Raw genomic sequence first — 14836 nt, 5'->3', positions numbered from 1 at the left:
TCGCTGGGGCATGGAGCGCAGCGCATGGGGCATGCGAGGTGCCGGCGAACGACCTCCTCGGATGTCCAGGGCGCCTTTTCGGACCGGTCGACTTCAGGCAACCGGTGGCAGGCGGTCGATCAGCTTGTCCAGCGTGAGCGGATAGTCGCGGATGCGAACGCCGGTGGCGTTGTAGACGGCGTTCGCGATCGCCGCGCCCACGCCGCACAAGCCCAACTCGCCGACGCCCTTGGCTTTCATCGGCGAAGAAATGGGATCGACCTCGTCGAGGAACACCACCTCCTGGTGCGGAATGTCGGCGTGCACCGGAACCTCATAGCCCGCCAGGTCGTGGTTGACGAAGAAGCCGCGCCGCTTGTCGACCGCAAGTTCCTCCATCAGGGCGGCACCCACGCCCATCGTCATCGCGCCGATGACCTGGCTGCGCGCGGAGAGCGGATTGATGATCCGGCCGGCGGCACAGACGGCGAGCATGCGCCGCACGCGGGTCTCGCCGGTATGGGCATCGACCGCCACTTCCACGAAATGCCCCGCGAAGGTCGACTGCTGGTACTTCTTGTCGAGTTCGCCATACTCGATCGAATCCTCGCCGGCCAGCCCCTGGGGGCCCGCCAGTTCCGCCAGCGGCACGACGCGTTCGCCGGCGCGCACGGTACCGTCGGCGAATACCGCCTCGCCAAGCGGCACGCCGGCCGCGGCGACCACCGCTTCGCGCAGCTTCATGCAGGCCGCGAAGACGCCGGAGGTCGAGTTGTTGCCGCCCCATTGGCCGCCGGAGCCCGAAGACACCGGGAAGTCCGAATCGCCGAGCCGGACGACGACCTGAGACAGGGGCACGCCCATCATCTCGGCCGCCGTCTGCGCGATGATGGTGTAGGAGCCCGTGCCGATGTCGGTCATGTCGGTCTCCACGGTCACGATGCCACGGTTGTCCAGGCGCACGCGGGCGCCCGACTTGGTCAGCAGGTTGTTGCGAAAGCCCGCGGCGACGCCCATGCCGATCAGCCAGCTTCCCTCGCGCACCTGACCCGGGCGGGCGTTGCGCCGCTGCCATCCGAATCGTTCGGCACCCATGCGCAGGCACTTCACGAGCTGGCGCTGCGAGAAGGGGCGCTCGGGCTTTTCCGGGTCGACCTGCGTGTCGTTCAGCACGCGGAACTCCACCGGGTCCATGCCGAGCTTCTCCGCCATTTCGTCCATCGCGATCTCGAGGGCCATCATGCCGGGCGCCTCGCCCGGCGCGCGCAGGGCATTGCCTTCGGGCAAGTCCAGCACGGCGAGACGGGTCGCGGTCAGCCGGTTCGCACCCGCGTACAACAGCCGCGTCTGGTTGACCGCGGTCTCCGGCTGGCCACCGGGCAGATCGCCCGACCAGCCCTCGTGCGCAATGCTCGTGATCCGGCCGTCCTGATTGGCGCCGATGCGGATGCGCTGGATGGTCGCCGGTCGGTGCGTGGTGTTGTTGATCATCAGCGGGCGCTGTAACGCCACCTTCACGGGGCGGCCGGCCGCGCGGGCGCCGAGCGCCGCGAAGACCGCGTCAGCGCGCACGAACAGCTTGCCGCCAAATCCGCCACCGACAAATGACGACACCAGGCGAACGTTCTCCTTGGGAATTCCCAAGGTCTTGGCCACGTCGCCGACGCCCCAGCCGATCATCTGGTTCGACGTCCACACCGTGAGTTTGTCGCCGTCCCAGGCGGCGATGGAGGCATGCGGCTCCATCATGGCGTGGGTCTGATCGGGCGTCGTGTAGATGGCGTCCAACTGCACTGGCGCCGCGGCGAACGCGCCGGCGAAGTCGCCTACGCGGGTATCCGGTGGGCCGGAGAATTCGGTGGCCTGGGGTGCCTTGGCGCCCGCCTTTTCGGCCGCCAGGTCGTACTTGCCCGGCGCGACCTCGTAGCTGATGCGCACCAGCTGCGCTGCCGCGCGGGCCTGCTCGAACGTGCTGGCCACCACCACGGCGACCGCTTGATGGTAGTGGTCGATGCCGGGCCCGCCCAGCAGCTTGGCGGTGTTGAATTCGCCCTTGCCGAGCTTGCCCGCGTTGCGCGAAGTGACGATCGCCAGCACGCCCGGCGCGGCGCGCGCCGCGCCCAGGTCCATGGAGGCGATGCGCCCCTTGGCAATGCCCGCGCCGATGACACAGCCGTATGCGGCACCGGCGGCCACGTCGTGGCGCTCGTAGGCATAGGGCGCCGTGCCGGTGGTCTTGAGCGGCCCATCCACCCGCGGCGTGGGCTTGCCCACGACCTTGAGCTGGTCGATCGGATTGGCGGTGGCGGGGGTGTCGAATTTCATGCTCAGCTCCTCGCCTGCAGCAGCGCCGCGGCGATGGTGCGTTCCGCCAGCGCCACCTTGAAGGCGTTGTCATGCGTGGGCTTGGCCTGCGCCATCAAGCGGGTGGCGGCAGCCTTGGCCCCCTCCCGCAGCGCCGCGTCGGCAGCCGGATCCCGCCAGGGCTTGGGGGCGACGCCGCCGAGCGCCAGGCGCCCGGTGCCGTCGCGCTGCACGATGGCCGCGACCGAGACCAGCGCGAACGCATAGGACGAGCGATCGCGCACCTTGCGGTAGACCTGCGTGCCGCCGGGCGGGCGCGGCAGCGTCACCGCCGTGATCAGTTCGTCGCGCCCCAGCGCGGTGTCGATGTGCGGCGTGTCGCCGGGCAGGCGATGAAAGTCCGCGATCGGGATGACCCGGGTGCGACCGTCGGAGCGCACCGTCTCGACGTTCGCATCCAGCACGCGCATGGCCACCGCCATGTCGCTCGGATGGGTGGCGATGCAGGCCTGGCTGCCGCCGACCACGGCCAACTGGCGGCTGTAGCCGCCGATGGCGCTGCAGCCGCTGCCCGGCTTGCGCTTGTTGCATGGCTGGTCGGTGTCGTAGAAATACGGACAGCGCGTGCGCTGCAGCAGATTGCCGGCGGTGGTGGCCCGGTTGCGCAGCTGGCCCGAAGCGCCCGCCATCAGTGCGCGCGACAGCACTGCATAGTCGCGCCGCACGCGCTCGTCCGACGCCAGCGCGGTGTTGCGCACCAGCGCACCGATCCTCAGGCCGCCGTCGGATGTGGCCTCGATCCTGTCGAGTGCCAGGCCGTTCACGTCGACCAGGTGGGCCGGCGCCTCGATCTGCAGCTTCATCAGGTCCAGCAGGTTGGTGCCGCCGGCGATGAACTTCGCGGCCGGATCGCGCGTCACGGCAGCGGCCGCCTCGGCGGGTGAACGGGCGCGTTCGTAGGTGAATGGCTTCATGTTCGCACCCCTTCGGTCTCGGAGATCGCGTCGAGGATGTTCGAGTACGCGCCGCAACGGCAGAGGTTGCCGCTCATGCGCTCTCGCAGCTCTTCGGCCGACAGCATCGGCTTGGCGTTCAGATCCGCGGTGACGTGGCTCGGGACGCCGCGGCGGATCTCGTCCAGCGCACCGACCGCGGAGCAGATCTGACCCGGCGTGCAATAGCCGCACTGGTAGCCGTCGTGCTTGACGAACGCGGCCTGGAGCGGATGCATGCGCGATGGGGTTCCCAGGCCTTCGATGGTCGTGACCTTCGCGCCGTCGTTCATCACGACCAACGTCAGGCATGCGTTGATCCGCTCGCCGTTCACGAGCACGGTGCAGGCGCCGCATTGGCCGTGGTCACAGCCCTTTTTCGTCCCCGTGAGGTGAAGGTGCTCACGCAGGGCATCGAGAAGGGTGGTTCGGTTGTCGAGTTCGAGGGCATGGGCCGTGCCGTTCACCTCGAGCGAGACGCGCGAGGAGGGCACCGTGCCGGGTGGTCCCGACACAGGCGAAGCGGCTGCCTCGGTGGGGGCGGATGCCCACGCCGCCGATGCCGCACTGGCGATCAGGAGGTCGCGGCGGGAAAGGGACAGATCGGGTTTGTCCATTGGAGATCCTTGCAACGGAGAGCGCGAGCGATCGACTATGCGGGCGATCGTGCGATGCCATGTAGGTATCCGCCGCATGCCTCCGCCAGCGACGTCCCGCCTGGCAGTCGCCCTTCACCGGGGCGGGTCGGTCGACGTGAATATCACGGAGCCGCCACCATTGAGGTAGCATTCGGCCGAACTTCCGGCTGGCGCGGCGCCAGGGCGAGCGCTAGACTGGCGACGCCCTGCAACCCCCCATCCACGCTCATGCCCTTGCCAGTCGAGTCGGTCCCGTGTGACTTCGCGTTCGGACCGTTTCGCCTCCTGAAGGACCAGCGTCGGCTGCTGGACGGTGCGACGCCGGTTCGATTGGGCAGCAGGGCCTTCGACCTGCTCACGGCGCTCATCGAGCGCGCCGGAGAAATCGTCAGCCGCCGCGACCTCGAAGCGCGGGCCTGGCCCGGCACCGTCGTCGAGGAAACCAGCTTGCGCGTGCACATGTCGTCGCTGCGCCGCGCGATCGGCGACGGCCAGGGCGGTGCCCGCTACATCGAGAACGTTCCGGGCCGCGGCTACTGCTTCGTCGGCACAGTGGCGCGCGGTGACTCCGCGGTCGCGGTCTCGCCCGTCGTCAGGCCCACACGCGCGACCTTGCCATGCCCGTCGCGGATGATCGGCCGCGCAGAGGCGCTTGCCACGCTCGAAGACCAGCTTCAGGTGCACCGCCTGCTGACCATCGCCGGCCCCGGCGGCATCGGCAAGACGACGCTGGCACTGGCACTGGCCAACGAATGCGCCAGCCGCTATCGACAGGGGGTCGTTTTCGTCGACCTGACGCCCATCGCCGAGGGCAGCCTCGTGGCCGCGACGCTGGCGAGCGCGCTGGATGTCCCGTTCGCTGCGCAGGAACCGCTCGCGTCGTTGATGCAATCGCTCGCCGCGACGGATGTCCTCGTCGTGCTCGACAACTGCGAACACGTGATCGATGCGGTGGCCGGGTTGGTGGGTGCTCTTCTCGCGGAAACGACCGCCAGCATCCTGGCCACCAGCCGCGAGCCACTGGACGTCGACGGCGAACGGACCTACCGGATCGCGCCGCTCGCACTGCCGTCCATGGACGGCCCCCTGGACATCGATCGCGCGATGCAATCCGCCGCTGTCGAGCTGTTCGTCGAACGGGCGGCGATGGGTGGCCTCCCGTTCGCGCTCACCGACGACAACGTGCGCGACGTCTGCGCGCTCACCTGCCAGCTGGATGGGCTGCCACTGGCCGTCGAGCTGGTCGCCGCCCGGGTCGCGAGTCTGGGCGTGGTCGAGCTCAAATCGCGCGTCGGCGACCATCTGTCGCTCCTCTTTCGCGGCCGGCGTTCGACCGCGCCGCGGCATCAGACGCTTGCGGCCATGCTGGATTGGAGCTATCAGCTGCTGTCCACGCCCGAGCAGATCGTGTTGCGACGCCTGTCGGTCTTCCGAAGTGCGTTCGGCCTGGACGCCGCATGCAGCGTGGCGAGCGGCGACCGGATCACGCGGGAGGACCTGCTGGAGTCGCTCGTGAGCCTGACCAGCAAATCGCTGGTCAGCGTCGACTTGGCCCGAGGCCTTGCCAGCTACCGGCTGCTCGACACGACCCGCGCCTTCGCGACGCGCAAGCTGCGCGAAGCAGAACCGGTGAATCCGGTCTTCAGGCGCCACGCGCTGGAGGTGCACGACAAGCTGGTGGCCGCGGACACCGGGCGCGACGGCATGCTGCTGGCGGCCTCGCTGACCGAACATGGCGGGCACATCGAGGACGTCCGGGCCGCGCTGGACTGGTGTTTCTCCGAGGGCGGCGAGCTTCAGATCGGCATCGAGATCATGGCCTTCGCGATGCCGATCCATGAACTCGGCGTGCTCGCCGAACAGGTCGACCGCATCGAGCGGGCGCTCAACCACCTTCGGCTGCTGGAGCCGCCGAGACCCGATCTGGAATTGCGATTGAACCTGGTGCTGGCGTGGCCCAGCGTCGAGCCGGGCTGGCGCGGGCAACGCACGCTCGCGATCCTGTCGCGCGCGGCCCAGCTCGCCGAGCGCATGGCCGACTCGGCCTCGCGGATCCTCGCCCTCTACAGCACTTGGCTGGGCAGTTTCGTGACCGGCGACTACGTGGGCGCGACGGCCGCCGCCGAGTCCGCACTGGAAGTGGCACGTCACGCCGAGGACGAGGCGGGCATGGTGCTGGCGGAGCGGCTGCTGGCGCAATGCCGACATTTCATGGGCGACCATGCCGCATCGCGCCGCTACGCCGAGCTCACGCTGGCCCGCGACGCGTACCGCTCGCCACCCGGGTATCCGAGCATCGTCCCACGCCGCATTTCGATGCGGATCCTGCTGGCCCGCATGCAGTGGATCGAAGGCCGGCCGGACAGTGCGTCGCGCACCATCGAAGAGTGCCTGGCGATGACCGGCGACGCCCATCACCACGCCCTGCTGCAAACGCTCGCCATGGGGGCGATCCCGCTGGCTTTCTGGCGTGGCGAGCAGGCGCTTGCGGAGTCCCTCGTGAAGCGGTTGGTCACGACGTCGCGCAAGAGCCATTCGCCGTACTGGGAATCGTGGGGACATTCGTTCGAGGCGGTCCTGGAGGTCGCACGCGACGGCTCGGGCGACTCCCTGCGGATGCCCTTCGCCCAGACCATCAACGCGAAGGAGTTGGACTGCATCGCCAGCGTGGCCGATCGATGGCACCACGCGGTCAGCCTGGATCGCGTGGCCGCCGGTGCGTGCGGCTGGTGCGCCCCGGAGATCCTGCGCAAGCACGGCGAGTACCTGTTGCTGCGCGCCGACGCCGCCGCCGGCGAAGCCGCAGAGCGCGAATTCAGGCGCGCGATGGACCTCGCGAGGCGCCAGGGCGCCCTGGCTTGGGAGCTGCGCGGCGCCATGAGCCTGGCCCGCTCGTGGATCGGACAAGGGCGCTTCGCCGAGGCGCGTGAATTGGTCGCCCCCCTGTACGGCCGCTTCGACGAAGGCCTGGAGACGGCCGACCTGCGCGCCGCGCGCGCCATCGTCTCCGCCTAGGCCGTACGGCGCGAGCGCCGGGCGCTTCGCGTCGGATCACGGAAATTCACGCAACTTCACTGGTCATCCTCGGCCCGATCACCGATTCTGCTCACCGGACGCTGCATGCCGCCGCGTCGGGTCGATCTGGTCGAGGAGCGTCGAGCATGAACAAGAGCATGACCGTGGAGGTGTGCCAGGTCGATCCGATCGTGGCGGCGGCCTTCCGTGCGATTGCGGACGGCTGAAGCCGGCCGGCGCTTCTGCTTCTTCTTCTTCTTGACATCCCCCTCAACTTCTCGGAGAGATCACATGCCATTCCAGCCTGCACTTCAGGCGTCGCCGCTTCACTGGCTGCGCTATTGCTTCTGCGCCCTTGTCGTTGCGCTGGCGGCACACGCCGCACCGGCAGCGGCAGCCGTTCAGGCCTACCCGCCGACGTTCAGGGCCCAGCAGATGGCGGTCAGCGGCGGCACGCAGTTCGTGCGCATCGGGGGCGCCGGCCCGGCGGTGGTCTTGCTGCACGGCTTCGGCGACACGGGCGACATGTGGCAGCCACTCGCGGTGCTCCTCGCGAAGACACACACCGTCGTGGTTCCGGACCTTCGCGGCATGGGACTGTCGTCGCATCCGGAGGACGGTTACACGAAAGTGGCCCAGGCACACGACCTGATCGCGATCCTGGATCAACTCCAGATCGGCGAGTTCACGCTCGTGACGCACGACATCGGCAACATGGTGGGCTATGCGACGGCGGCCCAGAATCCGACGCGGGTTAACGCCTGGGCCATCATGGATGCGCCCCTGCCCGGTCTGGGAAGCTGGGACAAGCAGTTGACGAATCCCAAGGTCTGGCACTTCAACTTCCGCGGGCCCGATGTCGAGCGCCTCGTCGCGGGCCGCGAGCGCATCCTGCTGGATCGTTTCTACAACGAGTTGTCGGCGAATCCGGCCCGCATCGACGAGCCGACACGGCGCCACTATGCCCGCCTCTATGCCAGACCGGGTGCGATCCACAACGCGTTCGGCGGCCAGTTCGCCGCGTTCGCGACCGATGCGGTCGACAACCAGGCGCTGTTCGCGAAGACCGGCAAGCTGCCGATGCCCATTCTCGCGATCGGTGGCGATCACTCGTACGGCGCCTCGCTGGCCGCAGAGCTCGATACGGTGGCCAGCAACGTGCGCGGCGCCGTCATCACGAACTCGGGACACTGGATCATGGAAGAGCAGCCTGACCAGGCGCTGGCACTGCTCGTCCCGTTCGTCGTCTCTGCGCCGACGCAGGCGTCGCAGAAGCGACTCACGTCGAGCGAGATCGATGCGTTGCCGGCGCGGGTCGCGGGAGCGGGGACCTCGGGCCTGCCCGGCGTCTCGACGCGGGTGCTCCATGGTGATCCGGCGGCCCACGGGCTCTACAGCATTGAATTGTCGGTCCCGCCGAACACGGTGATCGAGGCCCACCGTCACCGGGACGACCGGACCGCCACGGTCGTGGCTGGTCTCTGGTATTTCGGCTACGGCACCGCGAACGACCCGGCCATCATCAAGTCGTTGCCGTCGGGGAGCTTCTATACCGAGCCCGGGGGCGTCGCGCATTTCGCCCGAACCGGTGCGGAGGGTGCGACTGTGGTCATCACGGGCTACGGGCCCTCGGACACCGACTACGTCAAATAGGGGCGCCTGCCAGCGCCTTGCGCCCCCCCGACAGCGGTTTCCCCCTCGAACGAACAAGGAGCATCGACATGAACCTGCAACTCGATGGCAAGTTGGCGCTGGTGAGCGGCAGCACGGCCGGCATCGGCTACGCGATCGCGCGCACGCTGGCCGAGGAGGGCGCGAGCGTCGTCGTCAACGGCAGGACCCAGGCCGGGGTCGACGAGGCGGTCGACCGCATCCGCGCGGAGACGCACGGCACGGTCCACGGGCTGGTCGCCGACCTCGGCCGTGCCGAGGCGGCCCAGGAGGCCGTGCGGCGCCACGCCGGCATCGCAATCCTGGTCAACAACCTCGGCATCTTCGAGCCCGAGGCCTTCGAGGACATTCCCGACGAAGACTGGCAGCGATTCTTCGACGTCAACGTCCTGAGCGGCGTCCGGCTCGCGCGCCTGGTTCTGCCCGAGATGAGGCGCGCCAACTGGGGGCGGATCATCTTCATCTCCAGCGAAAGCGCGGTGCAGATACCGACCGAAATGATCCACTACGGCATGACGAAGACCGCGCAACTCGCTGTGTCGCGCGGACTGGCGGAATCGGTCGCCGGCACGGGCATCACGGTCAACAGCGTACTGCCCGGCCCGACCAGATCACGCGGGGTCGGCGACTTCGTCGAAGGGATGGCACGCTCCAGCGACAAGAGTTTCGAGCAGGTCGAGGCGGAGTTCTTCGATCGCGTTCGGCCGACCTCGCTGATCAAGCGCTTCGCGGCACCGCAGGAAGTCGCCTCGCTCGTGGCCTACGTCGCCAGTTCGCTGGCGTCGGCGACCACGGGGGCGGCCCTGCGTGTCGACGGGGGCGTGATCAAGAGCGCGTTCTGACGAGAGCCCGATCCATTCCAGCTGGCTCGCCGCCTCGCGATGGCTGGCCAAATTCGCATGCTCGACGTCGAGACGTCGGGACTTGTGATGCCCGTACCGGTCTACTCGCCGGCGGGGAGGGTGGCGTCGACGGGGATCGACACGTTGTGCACAGCACTTGGGGCGATCGCTGCCGCGAAGGCATCAGGGAAAGCCGACGAGCTGCGCGAATTCGAGTGCGCTCGCTCGCGGCATGCGGACCTGGTTCACAGGTGCCGTGCTCTGCGCGAAGCCCATGGACATCCCGCAGGCCGTCACGTGCTGCGGCGCCATGCGCAGGTGCGACGCGATCACGGGATGAAAGCGCGCGAACGAGACCTGCGGGCAGGTGGCCAGCCCACGCGCACCCGCGGCGATCATCACGCCTTGCACGAACAGCCCCAAGTCCAGCCAGCTGTGTGCCGTCAGCCGCGAGTCGATGCTGAAGATGAGGCCGACGGGTGCGCCAAAGAAGTGGAAGTTCCGCTCGGTCTGCGCTGACCGGGCCGCGGCATCCTGCCGGTCGATGCCCAGGCACCCGTAGTAGCGGGCCGCGAAGTCCGCCTGACGTGCACCGAACTCTACCGGGAGCGGATCCGGGAAATGGGAGGAGGGCGGCAGAAGGTCCTCGCGGAAGCTCTTGACCAGCGCATCCCCCAGTTCGCGCATGGGCGCGCCAGCCAGCACATGCACGCGCCACGGCTGAGTGTTCGAGTTGCTGGGTGCGGTGGCAGCGCAGTCGAGGATGTCGAGCACCGCTTGCGCGGACACGGGGTCCGGTTTGTAGGCGCGCGTCGACCGACGCGATCGCAGGATCTGGTCCACGCAGTGGGTGAACATGTCTCACTCCTCGGAGCGGAACCCGGAGGCGCGAACGATGGGCGCCCAGAATTCGCGTTCGCGCTGAAGCTGCTTCGCGTACTCCTGCGGCGCGAGCGTCAGCGGCTCGAGGCCGACCTGCTCGAAGGCCGTGCGCAGCGCAGGGTCCTTGGTTGCAGCCACTATCGCCGTGTGCAGCGCCTCGATGGTGCCTTCAGGCGTGCCGGGGGGCGCGAAGATCCCGTAGGTCTCGACGCCGCGAACCTTCGGGAACCCCTGCTCTGCGAAGGTCGCCACCTTGGGCAGGAAGGGCGTGCGCTTGTCGCCGGTGACGCCCAGGATACGGATACGTCCTTGCTGCAGGTAGGGCAGGAAATCCGCAACGAAGCCGAAGTAGGCCGGGATCTGTCCTCCGATCAGGTCCTGCATGGCAGGGGCCGACCCGCGGTATCCGACGTGCTGCAGCTTCAGCCCTGCCGCATCGGAAAACTGATACCCCAGGAAATGCGCAAAGGAGCCGGCAGCCGGGGAGGCATAGCTGGCGGCGTCCGGCGCGCGGCGGACCCAGTCGACATACGTCTTCACGTCGACAACGCCGGCAGGCGCGGTGCTGCTGACTGCGAACGCACAGGTGGCGGCGACCAGCGGTGACACGGGCTGCAGGTCCGCCGCCGGGTCGTACATGAGTCGCGAATACACGTGCGGGTAGATGGTCAGCGCGGAGGTGTGCGTGCAAAGAAGCGTGCCACCGTCGGGCCGTTCGCGCTTGAGCTGGCTGCTGGCGATGCGCCCGGCCGCACCCACCCGGTTGTCGACGATGTACTGGCGCCCCTGCTTGCGCCAGGCTTCCGCCAGTTGGCGTGCTGTCGTGTCGAGGGTGCCTCCGGCCGGATAGCCCACGAGAAGCTTGCCGACGCCGGCCATGGCCTGCGAGAACGAGGGCGGGAGCCAGCTCGCTGCCGGCACTGTCAAGGCGATACGCGCAAATGCGCGACGGTTCATTGCGTTCATTCTGCACCCCACACGGTTGGACGATTCGAAGTGGCGGAATGATGGTGGCCAGACGGGCCGAAGGGAACTGAAGTCTTTGCAAGGGCAAGATGCACGCCGTGCACTTGGGCGGCGCCAGCTAGCCCAGGGCCTCCTCGGTCAGCCGCGCTGCGTTGGCCACCATCTCGCGCAGCCAGCTGTGTCCCACGTCATGCTCGTCCCGGCGATGCCAGACTGCGCGGATGGTCGAGGTCCCCGCCGGGTAGGGAGGAGGGCGGCGCAGCAAGTCGCCGTGCTTTGCCAGCGCAACAGCAAGCGACGCGGGCACGATGGACAGCATGTCGGTCTCGCGAAGGAGTTCCGGTATCGCCAGCGAGTGCGGGACGGTCACGCGCGTGCGGGGAACCTCGCTCAATTCGCGCAGAGCCTCTTCGAGCGCCTGCCGATCGAACATCTCGGACTGGCGTGCGAGGCCGCGCTCCAGGATGAAGCCTCCCACCGCCCCTTCCTCCTGGCCCCCCACCGAGAGGGTGACCAGCGGGAACTTCGCCATGTCGCGCATGGTGAGCTTGCGGCGCGAGGCAGGGTGCCCCTTGCGCATCAGGATGGTTTCGCCCTGGGACATCAGCGTGCGCGCGTTCAGGCGGCTGGGCACCTGGGCGAAGATGCCGATGGCGAGGTCGATGCGTCCCAGATCGATCTGCTCTGCCAGGTCGAGCCGGGTAGAGGGCCGGATCACGAGGTCCACGCCGGGCGCCACCTGCTCGAGCGCGCGGGACAGCGGGGCGATGATCACGGCGGTGAGATGGTCGTTCGCCGCGATCACGAAGCGCCGCTTCGACTCCTGCGCAGAGAAAGGCTCCACGCCCAGCGTGGCCTGGATCTGGCGCAGCGCATCGCGCAGGGCTGGCGCCATGGCGGCAGCTCGCCCGGTGGGAACCATGCCCTTGCCCGTGCGCATGAAGAGCTCGTCGCCCACCAGTTCGCGCAGCCTCCCCAGTGCGTGGCTCACCGCGGACTGGGTCAGGTTCAGCCGCTTGCCCGCGACGACCAGGTTGCGCTCTTCGTAGATCGCATCGAAGACCTTGAGAAGGTTGAGGTCCATGCGGCCAATGCTCATCTGGCGCTCTCCCGGCAAATTGAACGGCATGCATTATGAGCTTGCAGAAGCATCAGTTCCCTTCAGTGTGATCGCGGCCGATGATTGCCTTCAGATCATCGCGAGAGCGCACACACCATGACCACCGAGACCTTTATCCGAGACCGCGAAGCGCCGATCGAGCGCTCGGCTTCCTTCCTCGAGGAAGCGAAGGACATGACCGCAGGCACAGCCGTCGCGATGGGCAATTCAGTCAGTCAACGGGCGCAAAGGGCCATCGCGCAATGCGTGTCGAGCGTCGTGCGCTCCCGTCGCGCCACCCGCGCCTTCAAGCCGCTGCCGCTCGATCGCCAACTGGTCGAAGGCATCCTGGAGGATGCCGCGACGGCGCCCAGCGGGGCCAACATCCAGCCCTGGCGCGTCTACGTGGTCAGTGGCAGCGCCAAGGACGAACTGGCCGATGCGATGCTGGCGGCCTCTCGCGCGGGCTCCGTGCCGGCGCCCGCGCACTTCCCCGATCCGTTGCCCGAGGTGTTCCGCGCCCGCCTGCAGGATTTCGGCGCGCGCTACTACGGGTCCCTCGGCATCGATCGGAACGACGCACCCGCACGCACACGCCAGTCCGAACGCAACCTCTCGTTCTTCGGGGCGCCCGTCGGCCTTCTCTTCAGCATCGACCGTCGCCTGAAACCTCACAGCTGGATCGACCTGGGTCTGTTCGCTCAGAACGTGATGATCGCCGCGAAGGCGCGAGGCATCGACACCTGCCCGCAAGTGTCCTTCGCGCCCTTCCACGAGGTCATCGCGTCCCACCTGGAGATGGCCCCGGAGGAAGTGACGGCTTTCGGCATGTCCATGGGGTACGGCGACCCTGACGCGAAGGTCAACCGGGCGCCGATGCCACGCGAGTCTGTCCGTTGTTTCGCACGGCTGGTTGGCTTCCCGGAGTGAACTTCCGCGCGAGGCGCGGTCAATCGAGATGTCGAGGGCACCTTGCTGGAACCCTTCGAACGGTCGAATCATTCCGGCGTAACCAGCTTGAGCCCGATGACGCCTGCCAGGATCAGTCCAACACACAGGACCCGCATCGGCGCCGCAGAGTCGCCCAGCACCAGGATTCCCACGATCGCGGTGCCAGCCGCGCCGATGCCGGTCCATACCGCATAGCCGGTCCCCATGGGTAGCGTGCGCATCGACAGTGACAGAAGAAAGACACTCGTCAGGCCCGTGCCAACCGTGAAGAGCGCAGGCATCACCTTGGTGAAGCCGTGGGATGCCTTCATGCTGAATGCGAAGGCGATCTCGAGGATTCCCGCAATGCAAAGCAGTGTCCATGCCATGGTTGCCAAGCCCACTCGTCAGGCAGCGGCAGCGGCGGCCGGGGTCGAGCGGAACGCGATCCCGAATCGATTGAAGGCGTTCATCAAGCCTATGGCGTAGGTGAGCACGGCGAGTTCGTTGTCGCTGAATTCGTCCGCTGCAGCCTGGTACTCGGAATCGGGAGCGCCGGTCTCGGCGACGCGTGTGACGGTTTCAGCCCATGCAAATGCGGCGCGTTCGCGGCTGCTGAACACCTCGATCGCATCGCGCCAGACGGGAACCAGCACCAGTTTCTCGACCGCCAGGCCCGTCTTGAGCAAGTCTCGGGAATGCATGTCGATGCAGTAGGCACAGCCGTTGATCTGCGAGACGCGCAGGTACACGAGGTCGATCAGCGCTTTAGGGAGGCACCGTCCCTGCGGCGTTGAAACTCTGGATCGACCACGTCGCTCGCGTGCGACGTACCTTCGATGTCGGTCCGAACGGGAAGGTCGGGTTGTTGTGCGACCGCCCTGTCTTCGTTGCCGTGGCCTCGGGCGGCAGATTCTCCGGCGATGGTTCACGGCAGCCGGACTTCCTGACGCCTCACCTGAAAGCCATCCTGGGCATGATCGGCCTTCGCGACGTGAGCTTCTTCTGTGTCGAAGGTGTCGCCTCCGGCCCGGCAGCGGTTGCAGGGGCGAGGGCGCAGGCAAGGCTGGCCCTGCAGCATCACTTTGCAGGCGGGCTTCGGGGGAGCGCTCCTTCCCGTTGACTACCGCGTGTGCAATGCCTGCTGCTCGACCCCGGTATCCGGCCGCCGCGCATGCAACTTGGCTTGTGGCCAATCGCCGTCGGATGCGGTGTCCACCAGCGGGTAGCGGCGCTCGTCTTGGGTGGAGGCGCTGCGCGAACCGCCCTCGACCCCATCGGGGTCATATTCATTCAACGCCCTATCTCCAGCTCGGCGGGATCAGCGCAAGCGCGTCGGGGTCGGAAAGCGCGTACTGCCGCACATAGGGCTCAGGGCGGCGAATCGCCTCAATGGCGGCCGACTTCCGCTACGAATTCACGGCGAAGGCGACTTTCGCGTGTGCGGAGCCCGCGTTCACGATGTCTGCGCGATCAGTTCCAGCGGCACGACTTCGACTTCTCCACCGGCCACGCTGC

13 protein-coding genes and 1 pseudogene are annotated in these 14836 nt (G+C 67.8%); 5 read left to right on the top strand and 9 right to left on the bottom strand.

The features are described from left to right. Positions 1–93: 93 nt before the first annotated feature. Genes paoC through paoA form a run of 3 tightly spaced genes read right to left on the bottom strand, consistent with a single transcriptional unit; the run spans position 94 to position 3892 of the window. Positions 94–2304 carry an aldehyde oxidoreductase molybdenum-binding subunit PaoC gene (gene paoC, locus AC1DF3_RS19750; protein ID WP_478140576.1) on the bottom strand — a complete coding sequence of 737 codons (2211 nt, stop codon included), beginning with the start codon at positions 2302–2304 and terminating at the stop codon, positions 94–96. A gap of 2 nt (positions 2305–2306) precedes the next feature. After that, positions 2307–3257 carry an FAD binding domain-containing protein gene (locus AC1DF3_RS19745; RefSeq protein ID WP_478140575.1) on the bottom strand — a complete coding sequence of 317 codons (951 nt, stop codon included), beginning with the start codon at positions 3255–3257 and terminating at the stop codon, positions 2307–2309. Then, the gene (paoA, locus tag AC1DF3_RS19740) at positions 3254–3892 is read right to left on the bottom strand and encodes an aldehyde dehydrogenase iron-sulfur subunit PaoA (RefSeq protein ID WP_478140574.1); all 639 of its coding nucleotides are present in this window, start codon (positions 3890–3892) and stop codon (positions 3254–3256) included. The genes AC1DF3_RS19745 and paoA overlap by 4 nt, the downstream gene beginning before the upstream one ends. A gap of 249 nt (positions 3893–4141) precedes the next feature. Between paoA and AC1DF3_RS19735 the strand changes: the two genes are divergently transcribed. The 3 genes from AC1DF3_RS19735 to AC1DF3_RS19725 all read left to right on the top strand — a co-directional run bounded on the left by AC1DF3_RS19735 (position 4142) and on the right by AC1DF3_RS19725 (position 9441). Continuing rightward, the gene (locus AC1DF3_RS19735; RefSeq protein WP_478140573.1) at positions 4142–6928 is read left to right on the top strand and encodes an ATP-binding protein; all 2787 of its coding nucleotides are present in this window, start codon (positions 4142–4144) and stop codon (positions 6926–6928) included. Positions 6929–7219: 291 nt separating this feature from the next. Then, a complete protein-coding gene (locus AC1DF3_RS19730; protein WP_353506683.1) occupies positions 7220–8581 on the top strand; it encodes an alpha/beta fold hydrolase in 1362 nt (453 codons plus the stop codon). Positions 8582–8649: 68 nt separating this feature from the next. Further along, on the top strand, positions 8650–9441 hold the full coding sequence (locus AC1DF3_RS19725; RefSeq protein WP_478140572.1) for an SDR family NAD(P)-dependent oxidoreductase: 792 nt from the start codon (positions 8650–8652) through the stop codon (positions 9439–9441). A gap of 183 nt (positions 9442–9624) precedes the next feature. Here AC1DF3_RS19725 and AC1DF3_RS19720 read toward each other — a convergent pair whose 3' ends face one another. From AC1DF3_RS19720 to AC1DF3_RS19710, 3 genes are all read right to left on the bottom strand, one after another. Beyond that, entirely contained in the window at positions 9625–10299 is a 675-nt protein-coding gene (locus AC1DF3_RS19720; protein WP_286530777.1) for a nitroreductase, read from the bottom strand. Between the two features lie 3 nt (positions 10300–10302). Continuing rightward, positions 10303–11202: a tripartite tricarboxylate transporter substrate-binding protein gene (locus AC1DF3_RS19715; RefSeq protein ID WP_478140571.1), complete on the bottom strand. Its 900-nt coding sequence runs from the start codon at positions 11200–11202 to the stop codon at positions 10303–10305. A 205-nt stretch (positions 11203–11407) separates the two neighbouring features. Beyond that, positions 11408–12388, bottom strand: a complete 981-nt coding sequence (locus AC1DF3_RS19710) for a LysR family transcriptional regulator (RefSeq protein ID WP_478140570.1) — start codon at positions 12386–12388, stop codon at positions 11408–11410. Positions 12389–12505: 117 nt separating this feature from the next. Here AC1DF3_RS19710 and AC1DF3_RS19705 point away from each other — a divergent pair, with 117 nt between their 5' ends. Further along, positions 12506–13318: a nitroreductase gene (locus AC1DF3_RS19705; protein ID WP_478140569.1), complete on the top strand. Its 813-nt coding sequence runs from the start codon at positions 12506–12508 to the stop codon at positions 13316–13318. Positions 13319–13386: 68 nt separating this feature from the next. On the opposite strand, the gene AC1DF3_RS19700 is transcribed toward AC1DF3_RS19705, so the two are convergent. Then, positions 13387–13707 carry a DMT family transporter gene (locus AC1DF3_RS19700; protein ID WP_478140568.1) on the bottom strand — a complete coding sequence of 107 codons (321 nt, stop codon included), beginning with the start codon at positions 13705–13707 and terminating at the stop codon, positions 13387–13389. 18 nt (positions 13708–13725) lie between these two features. After that, positions 13726–14094, bottom strand: a pseudogene (locus tag AC1DF3_RS19695) (carboxymuconolactone decarboxylase family protein); the annotation flags it as partial. A 17-nt stretch (positions 14095–14111) separates the two neighbouring features. On the opposite strand from AC1DF3_RS19695, the gene AC1DF3_RS19690 reads away from it, so the two are divergent. Further along, a complete protein-coding gene (locus AC1DF3_RS19690) occupies positions 14112–14441 on the top strand; it encodes an NAD(P)H-dependent oxidoreductase (protein WP_478140567.1) in 330 nt (109 codons plus the stop codon). Here AC1DF3_RS19690 and AC1DF3_RS19685 read toward each other — a convergent pair whose 3' ends face one another. Beyond that, entirely contained in the window at positions 14442–14615 is a 174-nt protein-coding gene (locus AC1DF3_RS19685) for a hypothetical protein (RefSeq protein WP_478140566.1), read from the bottom strand. Between the last annotated feature and the right edge of the window lie 221 nt (positions 14616–14836).

The organism is Variovorax sp. 10N432, assembly GCF_056394465.1.
This window is presented reverse-complemented; position numbering and strand designations above follow the sequence as displayed.